The organism is Streptomyces sp. NBC_01384, assembly GCF_045040035.1.
GTDB lineage: Bacteria > Actinomycetota > Actinomycetes > Streptomycetales > Streptomycetaceae > Streptomyces.
Window position 1 is genome coordinate 1052431 of the sequence record NZ_CP109559.1, and the last position, 17364, is coordinate 1069794.

General features: G+C 67.1%; 4 protein-coding genes. 1 reads left to right on the forward strand and 3 read right to left on the reverse strand.

Translation table 11 applies throughout. The features are described 5' to 3' along the window. Window positions 1-31 precede the first annotated feature (31 nt). Window positions 32-1228, reverse strand: a complete 1197-nt coding sequence (locus OG747_RS04550) for a cytochrome P450 (RefSeq protein WP_405877997.1) — start codon at window positions 1226-1228, stop codon at window positions 32-34. Window positions 1229-1388: 160 nt separating this feature from the next. Then, entirely contained in the window at window positions 1389-1625 is a 237-nt protein-coding gene (locus OG747_RS04555; RefSeq protein WP_405877998.1) for a hypothetical protein, read from the reverse strand. Window positions 1626-1905: 280 nt separating this feature from the next. Here OG747_RS04555 and OG747_RS04560 point away from each other — a divergent pair, with 280 nt between their 5' ends. Continuing rightward, entirely contained in the window at window positions 1906-16953 is a 15048-nt protein-coding gene (locus OG747_RS04560; RefSeq protein WP_405877999.1) for an amino acid adenylation domain-containing protein, read from the forward strand. On the opposite strand, the gene OG747_RS04565 is transcribed toward OG747_RS04560, so the two are convergent. After that, window positions 16881-17270, reverse strand: coding sequence for a hypothetical protein (locus OG747_RS04565; RefSeq protein WP_405878000.1), 390 nt, complete (start codon window positions 17268-17270; stop codon window positions 16881-16883). The two genes, OG747_RS04560 and OG747_RS04565, sit on opposite strands and share 73 nt — an antisense overlap. Between the last annotated feature and the right edge of the window lie 94 nt (window positions 17271-17364).

The following is a 17364-nucleotide window of genomic DNA, read 5'->3' on the forward strand; positions in this document are numbered from 1 at the left end:
CGTCGGGAGATAGTGCGGCCGCGCCCATCGCTCACGCGCGGGTAAGCAGCGGCAGGCTCCTGGCGCCCGTCATGTGGTCGGCCTGCATGAAGGTGGGGGGCATCGCGGTGTCCGTGCGCAGCACCGGGAACCGGTCGAGGAGGATGTCCAGGACGATCCGGCCCTCCAACCGGGCCAGCGGCGCGCCGAGGCAGAAGTGGATACCGCGGCCGAAGCCGAGGTGCGCGTTGGACGCACGCGACGGGTCGAACACGTCGGGGCGCTCGAACTGTCGCGGGTCGCGGTTGGCCGACGAGAGCCAGAGCATGACCATCTGGCCCGACGGGATCCGCTGCCCCGAGAGCTCCACCTCGGTGGTGGTGGCGCGCAGGGCGAGCGAGAACGGAGTGAGGAACCGCAGCGTTTCCTCGAGGACGCCCGGAATCCGCGAGCGGTCGGCGCGCAGCAGCGCGTCCTCCTCGGGGTGGGCGTCGAGGCAGAGCGCGGTGTTGCCGATCAGCAGCGTGGTGGTGATGTGCCCGGCGATCAGCAGGATGTAGGCGAAGTTCACCACCTCGTTGTCGCTGAGCCGCTCTCCGTCGACCCGGGCCTCGACGAGTCTCGTCAGCAGGTCCTCGCGCGGGTGCTTGCGGCGTTCGACGACGTGCACGCGCAGATAGTCGCGGAGCTTCGCTATGCTGTCCATCTGCTCCTTGAAGGCGCGCTCCTGCTCCTCGCCCCGCTCGGCCTTCAGGAGTTCGATGGAGGTCTCCATCATCCGCTCCGCCCATCCCCGGAAGAGGTCCCGGTCGGAGGCGGGCACGCCGAGCAGCTCGGCGATGACGATGACGGGCAGCGGGTAGGCGAGGTCGCCGACCAGCTCGATCCGGTCCTGTCCCTGCACCTGGTCGAGCAGCTCATGGGTGAGCTTGACGATCTTCGGTTCGAGGTCGGCGACCATTTTCGGGGTGAAGGCGCTGCTGACCAGCTTGCGCAGCTTCCCATGGCCCGGCGGGTCCATCTGCAGGAGGTTCCCCTCCATCACCTCCGGGTCGACCTCGACGGCCACGAGGTCCGCGGTCCCGGACGAGAACGTCTTCGGGTGCGCGAGAATCTCCTGCACCTCGTCGTAGCCGTAGACGTTCCACGTCGAGGTCTGCTCGTCGAACGCGACGGGATTCTCGGGGTGTTGACCGCGAAGCCAGAAGTGGTGGGGATGGATGCCCCACTGGTCGAAGAGGGTGGTCATCGGGCAGTTCCTTTCGTACGAGCAGAACATGATCGATCGAGAACGCCGTACGAGACGGTAGGCTCCTGCACGCCTCGCAGTAAATGGGAAGACAGACTGCGGACAGGAACGAATAGGGCCGGTCGGTGCGTGGGCAGGGGCGCGGCCATAGGCCCGGCCCTCAGGCCGCGCCGCGCTTGTCCCGGAGGATCTCCAGGGCGTCCGCGACCGAGCGCAGGAAGGCCGCGTACGCCGCCGCGCTGGGCGGCAGTTCGGGTTCCAGGGCTCCCGCCTCGACCGGCGTCCTGTCGCCGGGACGCTCGGGGCCGTGCCAGGCGAGTGTTCGCGGCGTCGATGGGAGTGTGGGCGTCGGTGTAGTGGGCCCAGGTGCCGCGGTGGGCCTTGAGCGCCAGGACATACGGCAGGCCGGCCTCGTGCAGGTCTTGGCGGAAGCCGTCCTGGTCGCAACCAGCCCGAATTCCTCGCCGAATCATCACACCAGACCTGCTGACCAGCACCTTTCAAGATGAAAGGGCTTCATTGTGCGGGGCATCCGGAACATGACCGGAATACTCCGGCCAGAGGAGGCCATGGGTAGGTTTTTCAACTGCCTCGATTGACCGGAGGCGTCACACAAAGAGAGACTCGCGACGCGCTTGCCCGAACCCGTGCCCAGTGCCGCAAGGAGTTTGATGGCCATGCAGTCTTTCGAGTCCTTCAAGGTGTCTCCCAGGCAGGAAGGCATTTGGCTGTCGCAGAAGTTCGCTCCCGATGTGCCGAACAATATTGGCGCGCGCTGGATGATCGATGGCGAGCTGGATGTGGAAACCCTCGTCCGCACGCTGCAGAAAGTGTTCAACGAGCACAGCAACGCACTCGTCAATTTCATGGAGACAAGCGACGGACTGCGGCAAGTGGTGCGCGACATCGGCGACTGGGCGCCGTCCGTCATCGACTTGCGTGACGAAACGGACCCGGAAGCTGCGGCGCGAGTGCTGGTTTCTGGGCTCGACAGGGAGCCATTCGACTTCCAGTGTGATCTGCTGTTCCGCGCGGGCGTGCTGAAGCTGAGTGAATCCCGGTTCATGCTGGCGATCGTCATCCATCACGTGGTGACCGACGGGTATGGCATGCTCCGGCTGCTGACGCGCCGGATCAACGACGTCTACGCGGCGCTGAAGCACGGCACACCGTTGCCGGAGTTCACGTCCGCAGGGCCGGAGGAGATCAACGAGGAGGACGCCCGCTACTACGGATCCGCCCAGTTCCAGGAGGACGTGACGTACTGGCGGAACTACCTTGAGGATCTGCCCCCCGCAGCGCGACTACAGGGTGAGCGCAGCTCCGACACTCCGGTTGCCCTGCGGCGCGTTGTGAATGTCGACCGGGGTGAGATGGCTCGGTGGGCGGACGTCGCCGACTCCATCGGTGTGTCGGCGCCGATACTCTTGACGGCCGCGACGGCCGCGTTCTTCCGTCACCTGGGAAATCCACAGGAATTCACCCTCTCGACCCCTGTCGCGAGCCGCGCCGGCGCCATGAGGGACACGTACGGAATGCGGGCCAATATTGTTCCACTGCGCGTTCGGGTGCCGCTGTCATCCAGTTTCGCGGAGGTCGCCCATGCGGTGGCCTCCGAAATGAAGGCCGGAATTCGGCACTCCGCATATGAGGTTGCCGCCATACGGCGCGGCTCGGGAATCGATGGCTCGATCGCCAGCTCGCCCTTCGGTACGTGCGTCAATGTCCTGCCTTTTGTCACGGGTATGGAATTCGACGACTGCACGACCGCTTGGGACGGCTGCAGCCCGGGCGTGACCGATGAGCTAATGATTATCATGTACTACGACAGCCGTGTCGTCGGCGACCTCCAGATATCTTTCGAGGGTAATGGCCAGCATTATGGAGATGCCGATCTGGAACTCTTCTCCGCGCAATTGCTGGAATTCATCCGGGCGGTGGTGGTGGATCCGCAGGTCCCGGTGGGGCGGGTGGATGTCCTGGAGTCCGTGGAACGTGAGCGGTTGGCCGTGGTCAACGACACATCGGCGCCGACGGCAGAGGTGTCGGTTGCGGAGTTGTTCGAGCGGCGGGCGGCCGGGTCGGCGGACGCGGTGGCTGTGGTGTGTCACGGCCAGGAGGTGTCATACGCGCAGTTGAACGCGCGCGCGAACCGGCTGGCGCGTGTACTGGCCCGCAAAGGCGTGAGCCGTGGTTCAGTGGTGGCGGTCTCGCTGCCACGGTCCATCGAGTTGGTCGTCGGATTGCTGGCGGTGTGGAAGGCGGGAGCCGCATATCTGCCGGTCGATCCGAGGTATCCGAGCCAACGGCTGGACTTCATCCTGGGTGAGGCCAACCCCCGCCTGATCCTCACGGACACAGACACCATGGCAGTACTGCCGCAGACCGGTGCGGATGTGTTGTTCCTGGATGAGGTCGATCTGCTCGAAGGTGACGGCAGCGATCTCGGGCCCGAGTGCGCGGTGGAGCCTCGGGACCTGGCATATGTGATGTACACCTCGGGATCGAGCGGGACACCCAAGGGCGTCGCGGTCACGCACGCCGGTGTGGTGAACGGCATCTCCCGCCTGGCACAGTGCATCGCGGCGGGACCGGGCCGTCGTGCCCTGGCCAGCACCTCCATCAACTTCGACGTGTCGGTGTTCGAGCTGTTCACCAGCCTCTGCCACGGCGGCAGCATCGAGATCATCCACGACGTGCTGGCCCTGGGCGAGCGCCCCACCTGGAGCGGCCACATCATCTCCACCGTCCCCTCCGCCTTCGCCGAACTGGCCGACCAACTGAGCGGGAACACCACCATCGACACCCTGGTCTTCGCCGGCGAGGCCCTGCCCGCTCGCCTGGTCAGCCGAGTCAGGAAACTCTTCCCAGCGGTCCGCGTCGTCAACGCCTACGGACAGACCGAGTCGTTCTACGCCACCACCTTCACCCTCGACGGCGAGGTGGACTGGAACACTCAGGGCGTCACGCCGATTGGCGTCCCGTTGGGAAACATGCGCACCTACGTCCTCAACTCTGCTCTTCAGCCTGTCCCCATGGGCGTAGCAGGCGAACTGTATGTGGGCGGCAACATCGCCCGCGGCTACCACCACCGCCCCGAACTGACCGCCGACCGATTCATACCCGACCCGTATGGCGAACCCGGCGCCCGCATGTACCGCACCGGCGACCAGGCCCGCTGGAACACCGACAGCCGACTCGAATACCTCGGCCGCAGCGACAACCAAGTCAAAATCCGAGGCTTCCGCATCGAACCCGGCGAAATCGAAGCCGCCCTCACCGCGCACCCCGCCATCGCGCAGGCCGTCGTCATCACCCACGACAGCACCAGAGGCGCCTCCGGAAACAACTCCGTAAAGCAGCTGGTGGGTTATGTCGTTCCCGTGAGCGCGGGCGACAATCGCCGGGGTGACGAAGGCCCGGGGGACATGGAGTTGGACCTGACCGCGGGGATTTCCGCCCGGGAACTGCGGGACTTTGCCCTGAGCAGGCTGCCGGAGTTCATGGTGCCCTCGGCCTTCGTACTGCTCGACCGCCTCCCGCTCATGCCCAACGGCAAGCTCGACCGTGCCGCACTACCAAAGCCGGAACTCACCCGAGGCGAATACCGGGCACCGCGTACGCGGGTGGAGGAGATCCTCGCGGAAGTCTATGCCGGCGTTCTCGGGCTTGACCGGGTGAGCATCGACGATGACTTCTTCGTCATCGGCGGCGACAGCATCCGGTCGATCCAGGTGGTCACCCGGGCGCGTGCTCAGGGCATCGAGGTCTCCCCGCGGCAGATCTTCGAGCGGCGGACCGTCGCGGAACTGGCCGAGGCCGCGGGAAGTACGCGGACCACGGCCGTGCTGGACGAGTTCGAGGGTGGCGGCACGGGCGTCGTGCCACTGCCGCCCATCGCCGAATACATGCTCGAACTGGGCGGCGGCTACGACCGGTTCGCGATGGCCATGCTGCTCGATCTGCCAGAGGACATCGACGCGGACGATCTCCACGCAACGCTGCAGGCGGTCATCGACCGGCACGACATCCTGCGCTCCCGCCTCATCCTCGACGGCACCGACTGGTCCCTGCGCGTCGGTCCGGCGGACTCCGTGGGTGTGGCAGGCCTGATCCGGCGCGTCGAGTGTGACGGCCGGTGGGGAGGCGAGGAGTGGGACCGGCAGGTGGCGGCCGAGCTGGACGCGGCGGCCGGGCGTCTGAAGCCGACCGGCGGGGTGATGGCTCAGTTCGTCTGGTTCACTCCGGCCTCCGGTGATGCGGGACGGCTGTGGGTTGTGCTCCACCATCTGGTCGTGGATGGGGTGTCCTGGCGGATCCTGCTGCCGGACCTGGCCGAGGCATGGCGGCAGGTCAGCAACGGTCAGCGGCCGAGCCTTCCCGGCGTCGGAACCTCGGTGCGGCGTTGGACCCACGCCCTGATCGACGAGGCCCACAGCCCTGAGCGGGTAGCGGAACTGCCGATGTGGTGCTCGATATTGGACGGTCCCGATCCGCTACTGGGTTCGCGTGTACTGGATCCGGTGGTGGATGTGATGTCCACCGTCGACCGCGTCCGGGTGCGGGTCTCACCGGAGGTGACGCAGGCCCTGCTGACATCAGTGCCCGCGGCCTTCCGTGGTGGCGTGAATGACGGACTGCTGACCGCGCTTGCCCTCGCAGTGGCGAAGTGGCGGCGAGGGCGCGGGGTGGAGGAACCGTCCACGCTGGTGAAGTTGGAGGGCCATGGTCGTGAGCAGGAAGTGGTGCCGGGCGCAGATCTGTCGAGCACCGTGGGCTGGTTCACGAGCATGTTCCCAGTGCGTCTGGACACCGCCGGGTTCGATCTCGACGAGGCGCTGGCCGGGGGTGCGGCAGCCGGTGGTGTGCTCAAGGCGGTCAAGGAGCAGCTTCTGGCGGCGCCCGACAAGGGACTTGGGTACGGTCTGCTGCGCTACCTCAACGACCGGACGAGCGCCGAGCTGGCACAGTACGCGTCCGGCCAGATCGGCTTCAACTACCTGGGCCGCTTCTCCACCGCCGACATGCCCGCGCACCTGCGCGGCCTCGGCTGGACCCAGGTAGCCGAGCTGGAGGCGCCTCCCGGGGCTGATCGGCCCGCCATGTCGACGGTGGATATCAACGCCCTCGTCGTGGACACCGAAGAGGGTGTTCAGCTCGACGCGGTGATCGGGTTCCCAACGGGGGTGCTGAACCGTGCCGAGGTGCAGGAACTCGCGGATCTGTGGTGCGCGGCGTTGGAGGGCCTCGCCCGGCACGTCGCGGGTCCCGACGCGGGCGGGTTCACCCCGTCGGACCTCTCCTTGGTACGAGCGAGCCAGCAGGACATCGAGGTGTGGGAGCGGCGCTACCCAACCCTCTCCGACGTCTGGCCCCTCACCGCCCTCCAGTCCGGCCTGCTCTTCCACACGATGCTGGCCGACTCCGCCTACGACGCCTACCAGATGCAGTTGGCCTTTCATCTGTCCGGCTCGGTCGACGCGGACCGCATGCGCGCGGCCGGTCAGGCCCTGCTCGACCGGTATCCCAATCTGCGCACCGCGTTCGTCACCGACTCCGCAGGACACGAGGTTCAGATCGTGGTCCACGGCGTCGACCTTCCTTGGTACGAAGTCGACTTGAGCGAACTCCCCGATAAGGCCCGCAGTGAGGCGTTCGAGAGTTTCCTCGCCGAGGACCACGCCGCGCACTTCGACCCGGCCACGCCCCCCATGCTGCGGCTCACCCTGGTCAGGATGGGCCCCGACCACTGCGAACTGGTCCTGACCGCCAACCACGTCCTCTTCGACGGCTGGTCGTTCCCGATCCTGATGCGGGACCTGATGACGCTGTACGGGTCGAGCGGCGACGCGACCGTACTGCCGCAGATCCGTGGTTACCGTGACTTCCTGGCCTGGCTCGGCCGCCAGGACCACGAGGCGTCGGCTCGGGCCTGGGCCAAGGAACTCGACGGCGTGGACGAGCCGACGCTGCTGCTGCCCGAGGCCGTCACCGACGTGGAGAGTTCGGGTGTCGGACTGGCGGCCGTGCCGTTGTCGCCTGAGGACGCCAAGGGGCTGTCCCGGCGTGCTGCCGAGCTGGGTGTAACGGTCAACACGCTCGTTCAAGGTGCCTGGGCCGTGCTGCTGGGGCAGTTGACGGGGCGCGCGGACGTAATGTTCGGCGCGACGGTCTCGGGTCGGCCGGCCGCAGTGCACGGGGTCGACGCGATGGTCGGCATGTTCATCAACACGCTTCCAGTACGGGTGAAGTGCGCGCCAGACGAGTCGTTCGCCCAGCTCCTGATCGGACTCCAGGAGCGGCAGGCGACCCTCCTGGACCATCACCACCACGGGCTGTCCGACATCCAGCAGGCCACCGGCATTCCGACGCTCTTCGACACGCTCGTGGTGTTCGAGTCGTATCCGGTGGACCGGCTCGGCATCAACGAGGCGAACGCGGCGGCCGGGATCGCGGTCACCGGCATCCGTCCGATCTCCAGCACCCACTACCCACTGACCGTGATGGCCGAAGTCGAGCCCCAACTGCGGCTGGGGCTCCACTACCAGCAGCACCTGTTGCAGCAGGACTCGGCCGAACAGATCGCCTCCCGTCTGGCGCGGGTGCTGCGGCAGTTGGTGGTGGATCCGCAGGTCCCGGTGGGGCGGGTGGATGTCCTGGAGTCCGTGGAACGTGAGCGGTTGGCCGTGGTCAACGACACATCGGCGCCGGTTGCGGGTGCGTCGGTTGCGGAGTTGTTCGAGCGGCGGGCGGTCGGGTCGGCGGACGCGGTGGCTGTGGTGTGTCACGGCCAGGAGGTGTCATACGCGCAGTTGAACGCGCGCGCGAACCGGCTGGCGCGTGTACTGGCCCGCAAAGGCGTGAGCCGTGGTTCAGTGGTGGCGGTCTCGCTGCCACGGTCCATCGAGTTGGTCGTCGGATTGCTGGCGGTGTGGAAGGCGGGAGCCGCATATCTGCCGGTCGATCCGAGGTATCCGAGCCAACGGCTGGACTTCATCCTGGGTGAGGCCAACCCCCGCCTGATCCTCACGAACACAGACACCATGGCAGTACTGCCGCAGACCGATGCGGATGTGTTGTTCCTGGATGAGGTCGATCTGCTCGAAGGTGACGGCAGCGATCTCGGGCCCGAGTGCGCGGTGGAGCCTCGGGACCTGGCATATGTGATGTACACCTCGGGATCGAGCGGGACACCCAAGGGCGTCGCGGTCACGCACGCCGGTGTGGTGAACGGCATCTCCCGCCTGGCACAGTGCATCGCGGCCGGCCCGGGCCGTCGTGCCCTGGCCAGCACCTCCATCAACTTCGACGTGTCGGTGTTCGAGCTGTTCACCAGCCTCTGCCACGGCGGCAGCATCGAGATCGTCCACGACGTGCTGGCCCTGGGCGAGCGCCCCACCTGGAGCGGCCACATCATCTCCACCGTCCCCTCCGCCTTCGCCGAACTGGCCGACCAACTGAGCGGGAACACCACCATCGACACCCTGGTCTTCGCCGGCGAGGCCCTGCCCGCTCGCCTGGTCAGCCGAGTCAGGAAACTCTTCCCAGCGGTCCACGTCGTCAACGCCTACGGACAGACCGAGTCGTTCTACGCCACCACCTTCACCCTCGACGGCGAGGTGGACTGGAACACTCAGGGCGTCACGCCGATTGGCGTCCCGTTGGGAAACATGCGTGCCTACGTCCTCAACTCTGCTCTTCAGCCTGTCCCCATGGGTGTGGCGGGCGAACTGTATGTGGGCGGGAACATCGCCCGCGGCTACCACCACCGCCCCGAACTGACCGCCGACCGATTCATACCCGACCCGTATGGCGAACCCGGCGCCCGCATGTACCGCACCGGCGACCAGGCCCGCTGGAACACCGACAGCCGACTCGAATACCTCGGCCGCAGCGACAACCAAGTCAAAATCCGAGGCTTCCGCATCGAACCCGGCGAAATCGAAGCCGCCCTCACCGCGCACCCCGCCATCGCGCAGGCCGTCGTCATCACCCACGACAGCACCAGAGGCGCCTCCGGAAACAACTCCGCAAAGCAGCTGGTGGGTTATGTCGTTCCCGTGAGCGCGGGCGACAATCGCCGGGGTGACGAAGGCCCGGGGGACATGGAGTTGGACCTGACCGCGGGGATTTCCGCCCGGGAACTGCGGGACTTTGCCTTGAGCAGGCTGCCGGAGTTCATGGTGCCCTCGGCCTTTGTACTGCTCGACCGCCTCCCGCTGATGCCCAACGGGAAGCTCGACCGTGCCGCACTACCGAAGCCGGAATTCACCGGAGGCGCATACCGGGCACCCCGCACGACTCAGGAAAAGACCCTGGCCGAACTGTTCGCCGAGGTCCTGGGCCTCGACCGGCAGCCCATCGGAATCGATGACAACTTCTTCACCCTCGGCGGCCACTCGCTCCTGGTGACCCGGCTCATCAGCCGCATCCGTACCGAACTCGCCTCCGAAATCCCCATCAAGACCGTGTTCGGATCACCCACCATCGCGGAACTCGCCGCACACCTGACCACACGCAGCACCCCACTCCGCCGCCCCCTCCAGCACACCACCGAACGCCCCGCCACCCTCCCGCTGTCCTTCGCACAACGCCGACTGTGGTTCATGGACAAATTCGAGGGCCCATCCGCCACCTACAACATCCCACTGACCCTGAAGCTCACCGGCAACCTCGACACCAGCGCCCTCACCGCCGCCCTCCAAGACGTAGTCACCCGCCACGAGAGCCTGCGCACCATATACATCGAAGACGCCAACGGCATCCCCGCACAACAAGTGCTGCCCACCCACAAAGCGATCCTCGACATTCCCGTGGAAACGGTCACAGAGGACCAAGCGTCCGACGCCCTCACTGAACTGGCCAGGCACCCCTTCGATCTGTCCTCGGAGATCCCCGTACGCGCCCACATCCTGCGCACCCGCCCCGACGAACACACCCTCACCCTCGTCATCCACCACATCGCCGGCGACGGTGAATCGATAGCGGTACTGATCCAAGAGATCTCGGCGGCCTACACCGCACGCCGCGAGGGCCGCGCGCCCCAGTTTGCCGCGCTGCCGGTCCAGTACGCCGACTACACCCTGTGGCAGCACGACCTGCTCGGCCAGGAGAGCGATCCGGAGAGTCTGCTGGCCGCTCAGACCGGATACTGGCACGAGGAACTCGCCGGTATGCCGCAGCCGCTTCAGCTCCCCACGGACCGACCGCGCCCGCCGAGGGCCAGCCACCGTGGTGACATGATCGAATTCGCTCTGGATGCCGAACTGCTCGGCAAAATCGAGGAGTTGGCGCACGAGCGCAACGTGACCGTCTCAATGGTCCTACAGTCGGCGCTCGCCGTACTGCTGCACCAGCTGGGCGCGGGCGACGACATCGCGATCGGCTCCCCGATCGCCGGCCGCACCGACGAAGCCCTCAACGATCTGATCGGCTTCTTCGTCAATACGTGGGTGCTGCGGGCGCAGCTCACGGGGGCCCTGACCTTCGACGCGTTGTTGGACCAGGTGAAGGAGAAGGCGCTCGGCGCCTACGGAAACCAAGACGCGCCCTTCGAACGGCTGGTGGAGCTTCTCAACCCCGACCGCTCCACCGCTTACCACCCGCTGTTCCAGGTGATGTTCGCCTGGCAGAACTTCACCCAGACCGACTTCACCCTGCCGGGCCTGCGGGTGGATTTCGTGCACGTCATCACAGGCACCGCGAAGTTCGACCTCTTCTTCAACCTCACGGAGCGGTCCGGGTCGCACGGACGAGACGTACAGGGCCTGATCGAGTACGCCACCGACCTTTTCGACCGCGAGACGGTCGAGCGTATCGCCGGTCTGTTCGTGCGGGTGCTGCGGCAGTTGGTGGTGGATCCGCAGGTCCCGGTGGGGCGGGTGGATGTCCTGGAGTCCGTGGAACGTGAGCGGTTGGCCGTGGTCAACGACACATCGGCGCCGGTTGCGGGTGCGTCGGTTGCGGAGTTGTTCGAGCGGCGGGCGGTCGGGTCGGCGGACGCGGTGGCTGTGGTGTGTCACGGCCAGGAGGTGTCATACGCGCAGTTGAACGCGCGCGCGAACCGGCTGGCGCGTGTACTGGCCCGCAAAGGCGTGAGCCGTGGTTCAGTGGTGGCGGTCTCGCTGCCACGATCCGTCGAGTTGGTCGTCGGATTGCTGGCGGTGTGGAAGGCGGGAGCCGCATATCTGCCGGTCGATCCGAGGTATCCGAGCCAACGGCTGGACTTCATCCTGGGTGAGGCCAACCCCCGCCTGATCCTCACGAACACAGACACCATGGCGGTACTGCCGCAGACCGGTGCGGATGTGTTGTTCCTGGATGAGGTCGATCTGCTCGAAGGTGACGGCAGCGATCTCGGGCCCGAGTGCGCGGTGGAGCCTCGGGACCTGGCATATGTGATGTACACCTCGGGATCGAGCGGGACACCCAAGGGCGTCGCGGTCACGCACGCCGGTGTGGTGAACGGCATCTCCCGCCTGGCACAGTGCATCGCGGCCGGCCCGGGCCGTCGTGCCCTGGCCAGCACCTCCATCAACTTCGACGTGTCGGTGTTCGAGCTGTTCACCAGCCTCTGCCACGGCGGCAGCATCGAGATCATCCACGACGTGCTGGCCCTGGGCGAGCGCCCCACCTGGAGCGGCCACATCATCTCCACCGTCCCCTCCGCCTTCGCCGAACTGGCCGACCAACTGAGCGGGAACACCACCATCGACACCCTGGTCTTCGCCGGCGAGGCCCTGCCCGCTCGCCTGGTCAGCCGAGTCAGGAAACTCTTCCCAGCGGTCCGCGTCGTCAACGCCTACGGACAGACCGAGTCGTTCTACGCCACCACCTTCACCCTCGACGGCGAGGTGGACTGGAACACTCAGGGCGTCACGCCGATTGGCGTCCCGTTGGGAAACATGCGCACCTACGTCCTCAACTCTGCTCTTCAGCCTGTCCCCATGGGCGTAGCAGGCGAACTGTATGTGGGCGGCAACATCGCCCGCGGCTACCACCACCGCCCCGAACTGACCGCCGACCGATTCATACCCGACCCGTATGGCGAACCCGGCACCCGCATGTACCGCACCGGCGACCAGGCCCGCTGGAACACCGACAGCCGACTCGAATACCTCGGCCGCAGCGACAACCAAGTCAAAATCCGAGGCTTCCGCATCGAACCCGGCGAAATCGAAGCCGCCCTCACCACCCACCCCGCCATCGCGCAGGCCGTCGTCATCACCCACGACAGCACCGGCACCAACACCGGCAACCAACTCATCGGATACATCGTCCCGGCCACGAACGACGGGATCACGGTCGAGGACCTGCGCGGGTTCGTCGCCGGTCGCCTGCCGGAGTTCATGGTGCCCTCGGCCTTCGTACTGCTCGACCGCCTCCCGCTCATGCCCAACGGGAAGCTCGACCGTGCCGCACTACCAAAGCCGGAACTCACCCGAGGCGCATACCGGGCACCCCGCACGACTCAGGAAAAGACCCTGGCCGAACTGTTCGCCGAGGTCCTGGGCCTCGACCGGCAGCCCATCGGAATCGATGACAACTTCTTCACCCTCGGCGGCCACTCGCTCCTGGTGACCCGGCTCATCAGCCGCATCCGTACCGAACTCGCCTCCGAAATCCCCATCAAGACCGTGTTCGGATCACCCACCATCGCGGAACTCGCCGCACACCTGACCACGCGCAGCACCCCACTCCGCCGCCCCCTCCAGCACACCACCGAACGCCCCGCCACCCTCCCGCTGTCCTTCGCACAACGCCGACTGTGGTTCATGGACAAATTCGAGGGCCCATCCGCCACCTACAACATCCCACTGACCCTGAAGCTCACCGGCAACCTCGACACCAGCGCCCTCACCGCCGCCCTCCAAGACGTGGTCACCCGCCACGAGAGCCTGCGCACCATATACATCGAAGACGCCAACGGCATCCCCGCACAACAGGTGCTGCCCACCCACAAAGCGATCCTCGACATTCCCGTGGAAACAGTCGCAGAGGACCAGGCGTCCGACGCCCTCACTGAACTGGCCAGGCACCCCTTCGATCTGTCCTCGGAGATCCCCGTACGCGCCCACATCCTGCGCACCCGCCCCGACGAACACACCCTCACCCTCGTCATCCACCACATCGCCGGCGACGGTGAATCGATAGCGGTACTGATCCAAGAAGTCTCGGCGGCCTACACCGCACGCCGCGAGGGCCGCGCGCCCCAGTTTGCCGCGCTGCCGGTCCAGTACGCCGACTACACCCTGTGGCAGCACGACCTGCTCGGTGACGCGTCCGACCCGTCCAGCATCCTGTCGCGCCAGTCCGACTACTGGCAGCAGGAGTTGAGGGACGTCCCCCAGCCGATCCAGCTGCCCACCGATCGCCCCAGGCCCGAACAGTCCAGCCACCGCGGCGACCTGCTCGACTTTACAGTCGACGGCGAACTCCTTGCCTCTGTGGAGGAGTTGGCGCGGTCGCGGGAGGTGACCGTCTCGATGGTCATGCAGTCGGCGCTCGCCGTGCTGCTGCGCAAGCTCGGCGCGGGCGACGACATCGCGATCGGCTCCCCGATCGCCGGCCGCACCGACGAAGCCCTCAACGACCTGATCGGGATCTTCGTCAATACCTGGGTGCTGCGGGCCGAACTGGGAGGCAACCCGACCTTCGCCGAGCTCTTGGGGCAGGTGCGGGGCAAGGCGCTGTCGGCGTACGAGAACCAAGACGTGCCGTTCGAGCGGCTCGTGGAGGTGCTCAACCCGGAGCGCTCGACCGCTTATCCCCCGCTGTTTCAGGTGATGCTGTCCTGGCAGAACGTCACCCGGGCCCGTTTTGAACTCCCTGGTCTCGAAGCAGAGTTCGTGGATGTGCGCACTGGCGTGTCGAAGTACGACCTGCTCTTCAACCTCACGGAGTCCACCTGTGCGGACGGGCGGAGGGTGGAGGGCCTGATCGAGTACGCCACCGACCTCTTCGACCGGGTTTCGGTCGAGCGGATCGCCGACCGGTTCGTGCGGGTGCTGCGGCAGGTCGTAGCCGACCCCACGCTGCCGATCGACCAGGTCGACGTGGTGGACGCGGCCGAGAGGGAGCAGTTGGCGGCGTGGGCACGGGCCGGCGGGGCGATCGATGCGGTGCCGGAGGTCACGCTGGCCGAGACCTTCGAGACGCAGGCGGCCAAGGGCCTCGACAGCCCCGCGTTGACCTGCGACGACGTCACGCTCGACTACGCGGAGCTCAATGCGCGGGCGAACCGGCTCGCGCGGCTCCTCACGGGGCGCGGTGCCGGGCCCGGCCGGTTCGTGGCCGTCGCCCTGCCTCGCTCGGCCGACCTGGTCGTGACGCTGCTCGCGGTCGTGAAGTCGGGGGCCGCGTACGTCCCGATCGATCCGGACAGCCCGGCCGACAGGATCGCGTACATCCTCAAGGACGCGGGCCCCGAGCTGCTCGTCACCACCGAGGCCGTCGCCGACCGGCTCCCGGACAGCAGTGTGCCCCTCGTCTCGCTCACCGAACCCGAGACGGAGGCGACGCTCGCGGAGCTGCCGGGCCATGACCTCGACGCGTCCGAGCGCACGGCACGGACCCGCGTCACAGACGCCGCGTATGTGATCTACACGTCGGGCTCCACCGGCCGCCCGAAGGGCGTGGTCGTCACACACCGGAACGTCCTCAGCCTGTTCACCGCCTGCCAGGGCCTGTTCGGCTTCCACGGGGACGACGTGTGGACCATGTTCCACTCGTACGCCTTCGACTTCTCGGTGTGGGAGCTGTGGGGGGCGCTGCTCCACGGCGGCCGCCTCGTGATGGTCCCGTACGAGGTGAGCCGCTCCCCGCAGGACTTCCTCGAACTGCTGGTACGCGAACGGGTCACCGTCCTCAACCAGACGCCGTCCGCGTTCTATCAACTGATGCACGCCGACCGGGAAGCACCTGGCCTGGGTAGTCAACTCTCCCTGCGGTACGTGGTGTTCGGCGGCGAGGCGCTGGACCTGGCCCGGCTCGGCGACTGGTACGAGCGCCACGCTGAGGACGCGCCGGAGCTGGTCAACATGTACGGGATCACCGAGACCACCGTGCACGTCAGTCATCTCGCGTTGACCAGGCGGCTGGTGGCGGAGCAGTCCGGCAGCAACATCGGGATCGGCCTGCCCGGCCTGGAGGTCCATGTCCTGGACGGCGAGCGCAGGCCGGTTCCCGCCGGTGTCGCGGGCGAGATGTACGTGGCAGGCGGCCAGTTGGCCCGCGGCTACCTCAACCGTCCGGAACTGACGGCCGAACGCTTCGTCGACAACCCGTTCGGCCCGCCCGGAAGCCGCCTGTACCGCTCCGGCGACCTGGCGCGCCGGCGGCGGGACGGTCAACTGGAGTACCTGGGACGGGCGGATGACCAGATCAAGCTGCGTGGCTTCCGCATCGAGCCGGGCGAGATCGAGGCGGCGCTGATCGCGCAGGAGGGCGTGGCGGAGGCGCGGGTCCTCGTGCGTGCCGACGCCGTCGGAGACAGCGTGCTGACGGCGTACGTGGTCCCCGCGTCCGGAGGTACCGAAGTCGCCCCCGAACCAGCCGTGCTCCGCGCCGCGTTGAAGAACCTGCTGCCCTCCTACATGGTGCCGACGGCCTACGTCCTGATCGACGCCATCCCCCTGACCACCAACGGAAAACTGAACCGCAAGGCGCTCCCCGCCCCCACCCCCGCCCTCACCACGGGCAGGACCGGTGCGGTGACCCCGCCGACCAACGCACGTGAGCGGCAGATCGTCGAGGCCTGGAGCCAGGTCCTGGGCATCCCCGAAGTCGGCATCGACGACAACTTCTTCGACATCGGCGGCGACTCCTTCAAGGCCGTGACGCTCGCCCGTGCCATCGGCCAGGGGCTCTCCGTGATCGCGGTGTTCAAGAACCCGACACCGCGGGCCCTCGCCGAGCACCTGGCCACGGCCGCCGACGACGGCGCCGCGCACCGCTGGCTGCACCGGCTGACCCCGGACCGGGCGGTGGGCCAGCGCCCCCGACACAGCCTGGTCTGCATTCCCTACGGCGGCGGCAGCGCCACCGTGTATCAGCCGCTGGCCGGACAACTGCCGCCGGATGTCGACCTGTGGACCGTGGCCCTGCCGGGCCATGACCCGGTGCTGCCCGACCAGCCCATGGCGGACCGGACCGAGTCCAAGGAGCGGCTGGTCGAGGAGATCGCCGCCTCCGTCGAGGGACCGTTCAGCCTGTACGGGCACTGCGCCGGCACGTTGCTGACGGTCCTGGTTGCCCGGGGGCTGGAGGACCGCGGCCTGACCCCGTCGGGGATCCACCTGGGAGCGCCCTGGGACCTGGCGGCGTTTGCGCAGTCCGTAACGCCCAAGTCGCTCGAAACCGCGCTCGACACCAGCGACGAGGAGCTGCACCAGTTCCTGGTCTCGCTGGGCGGGTTCGACCGCGCATTCGACGAACGAGATCTGCAGCACGTGCTGCGTGTCCTGCGGCACGACATGGGCGAGGGCATTCAGTTCTTGATCGACACGGCGGAGCGGTGGGATCGGCTGCGAAGCCCCCTTCACGTGGTCATCGGCGACGCGGACCCGGCCACGGACGGCGTCGCGAGCGGCTACCGAGCCTGGGAACACTACGCCCGGGAGGTGTCGCTGCAGGTCATCCCGGGCGGGGGTCATTATTTCGTGCAGCACGAAGCCGAACTCGTCGCCCGGCTGATCTGCGACCGGCTGCCCGACCGCGGGGACTGACCACCACCGAAGGCCACCGGCAGGACCAGCCATCCGACTCGGAGGGGAGTCGCCCTCGGGTACGGGTCAGCGGCCTCGATCCGGTACATGTCGCCGCCGATGAGGTCGCGGATCTTGCGGGCCATGACCTCGGTGTTGCCGACCTTCAGGTGGGTGCGATCGCCATAGTGGTAGTTCTCGCCGGGCCGGGAGAAGTATGCGATCAGCACCTTGCCCCGTGATGAGCTGCTTGGCGCCGGGCTCGGCAACGTCTTGGGCCGGTCGGGGTCCGGCTGGTCGTTCGTGGTTGAGCAGCCGGTGAGGTGGGGTGCGGTCATGGTGGTAACTCCGGTCAGCAGAGCAGCGCGCAGGATCGTACGGCGCCCGACTGAACTGCGGTTCGGCTGGTTCACAGATGGGCCCCTCGCGAGA

Bases quoted from the DNA above. Each gene is read 5' to 3' on its own strand.
- OG747_RS04550 (WP_405877997.1), bottom strand. From the start codon at position 1,228: ATGACCACCCTCTTCGACCAGTGGGGCATCCATCCCCACCACTTCTGG.
- OG747_RS04555 (WP_405877998.1), bottom strand. From the start codon at position 1,625: ATGTCCTGGCGCTCAAGGCCCACCGCGGCACCTGGGCCCACTACACCG.
- OG747_RS04560 (WP_405877999.1), top strand. From the start codon at position 1,906: ATGCAGTCTTTCGAGTCCTTCAAGGTGTCTCCCAGGCAGGAAGGCATT.
- OG747_RS04565 (WP_405878000.1), bottom strand. From the start codon at position 17,270: ATGACCGCACCCCACCTCACCGGCTGCTCAACCACGAACGACCAGCCG.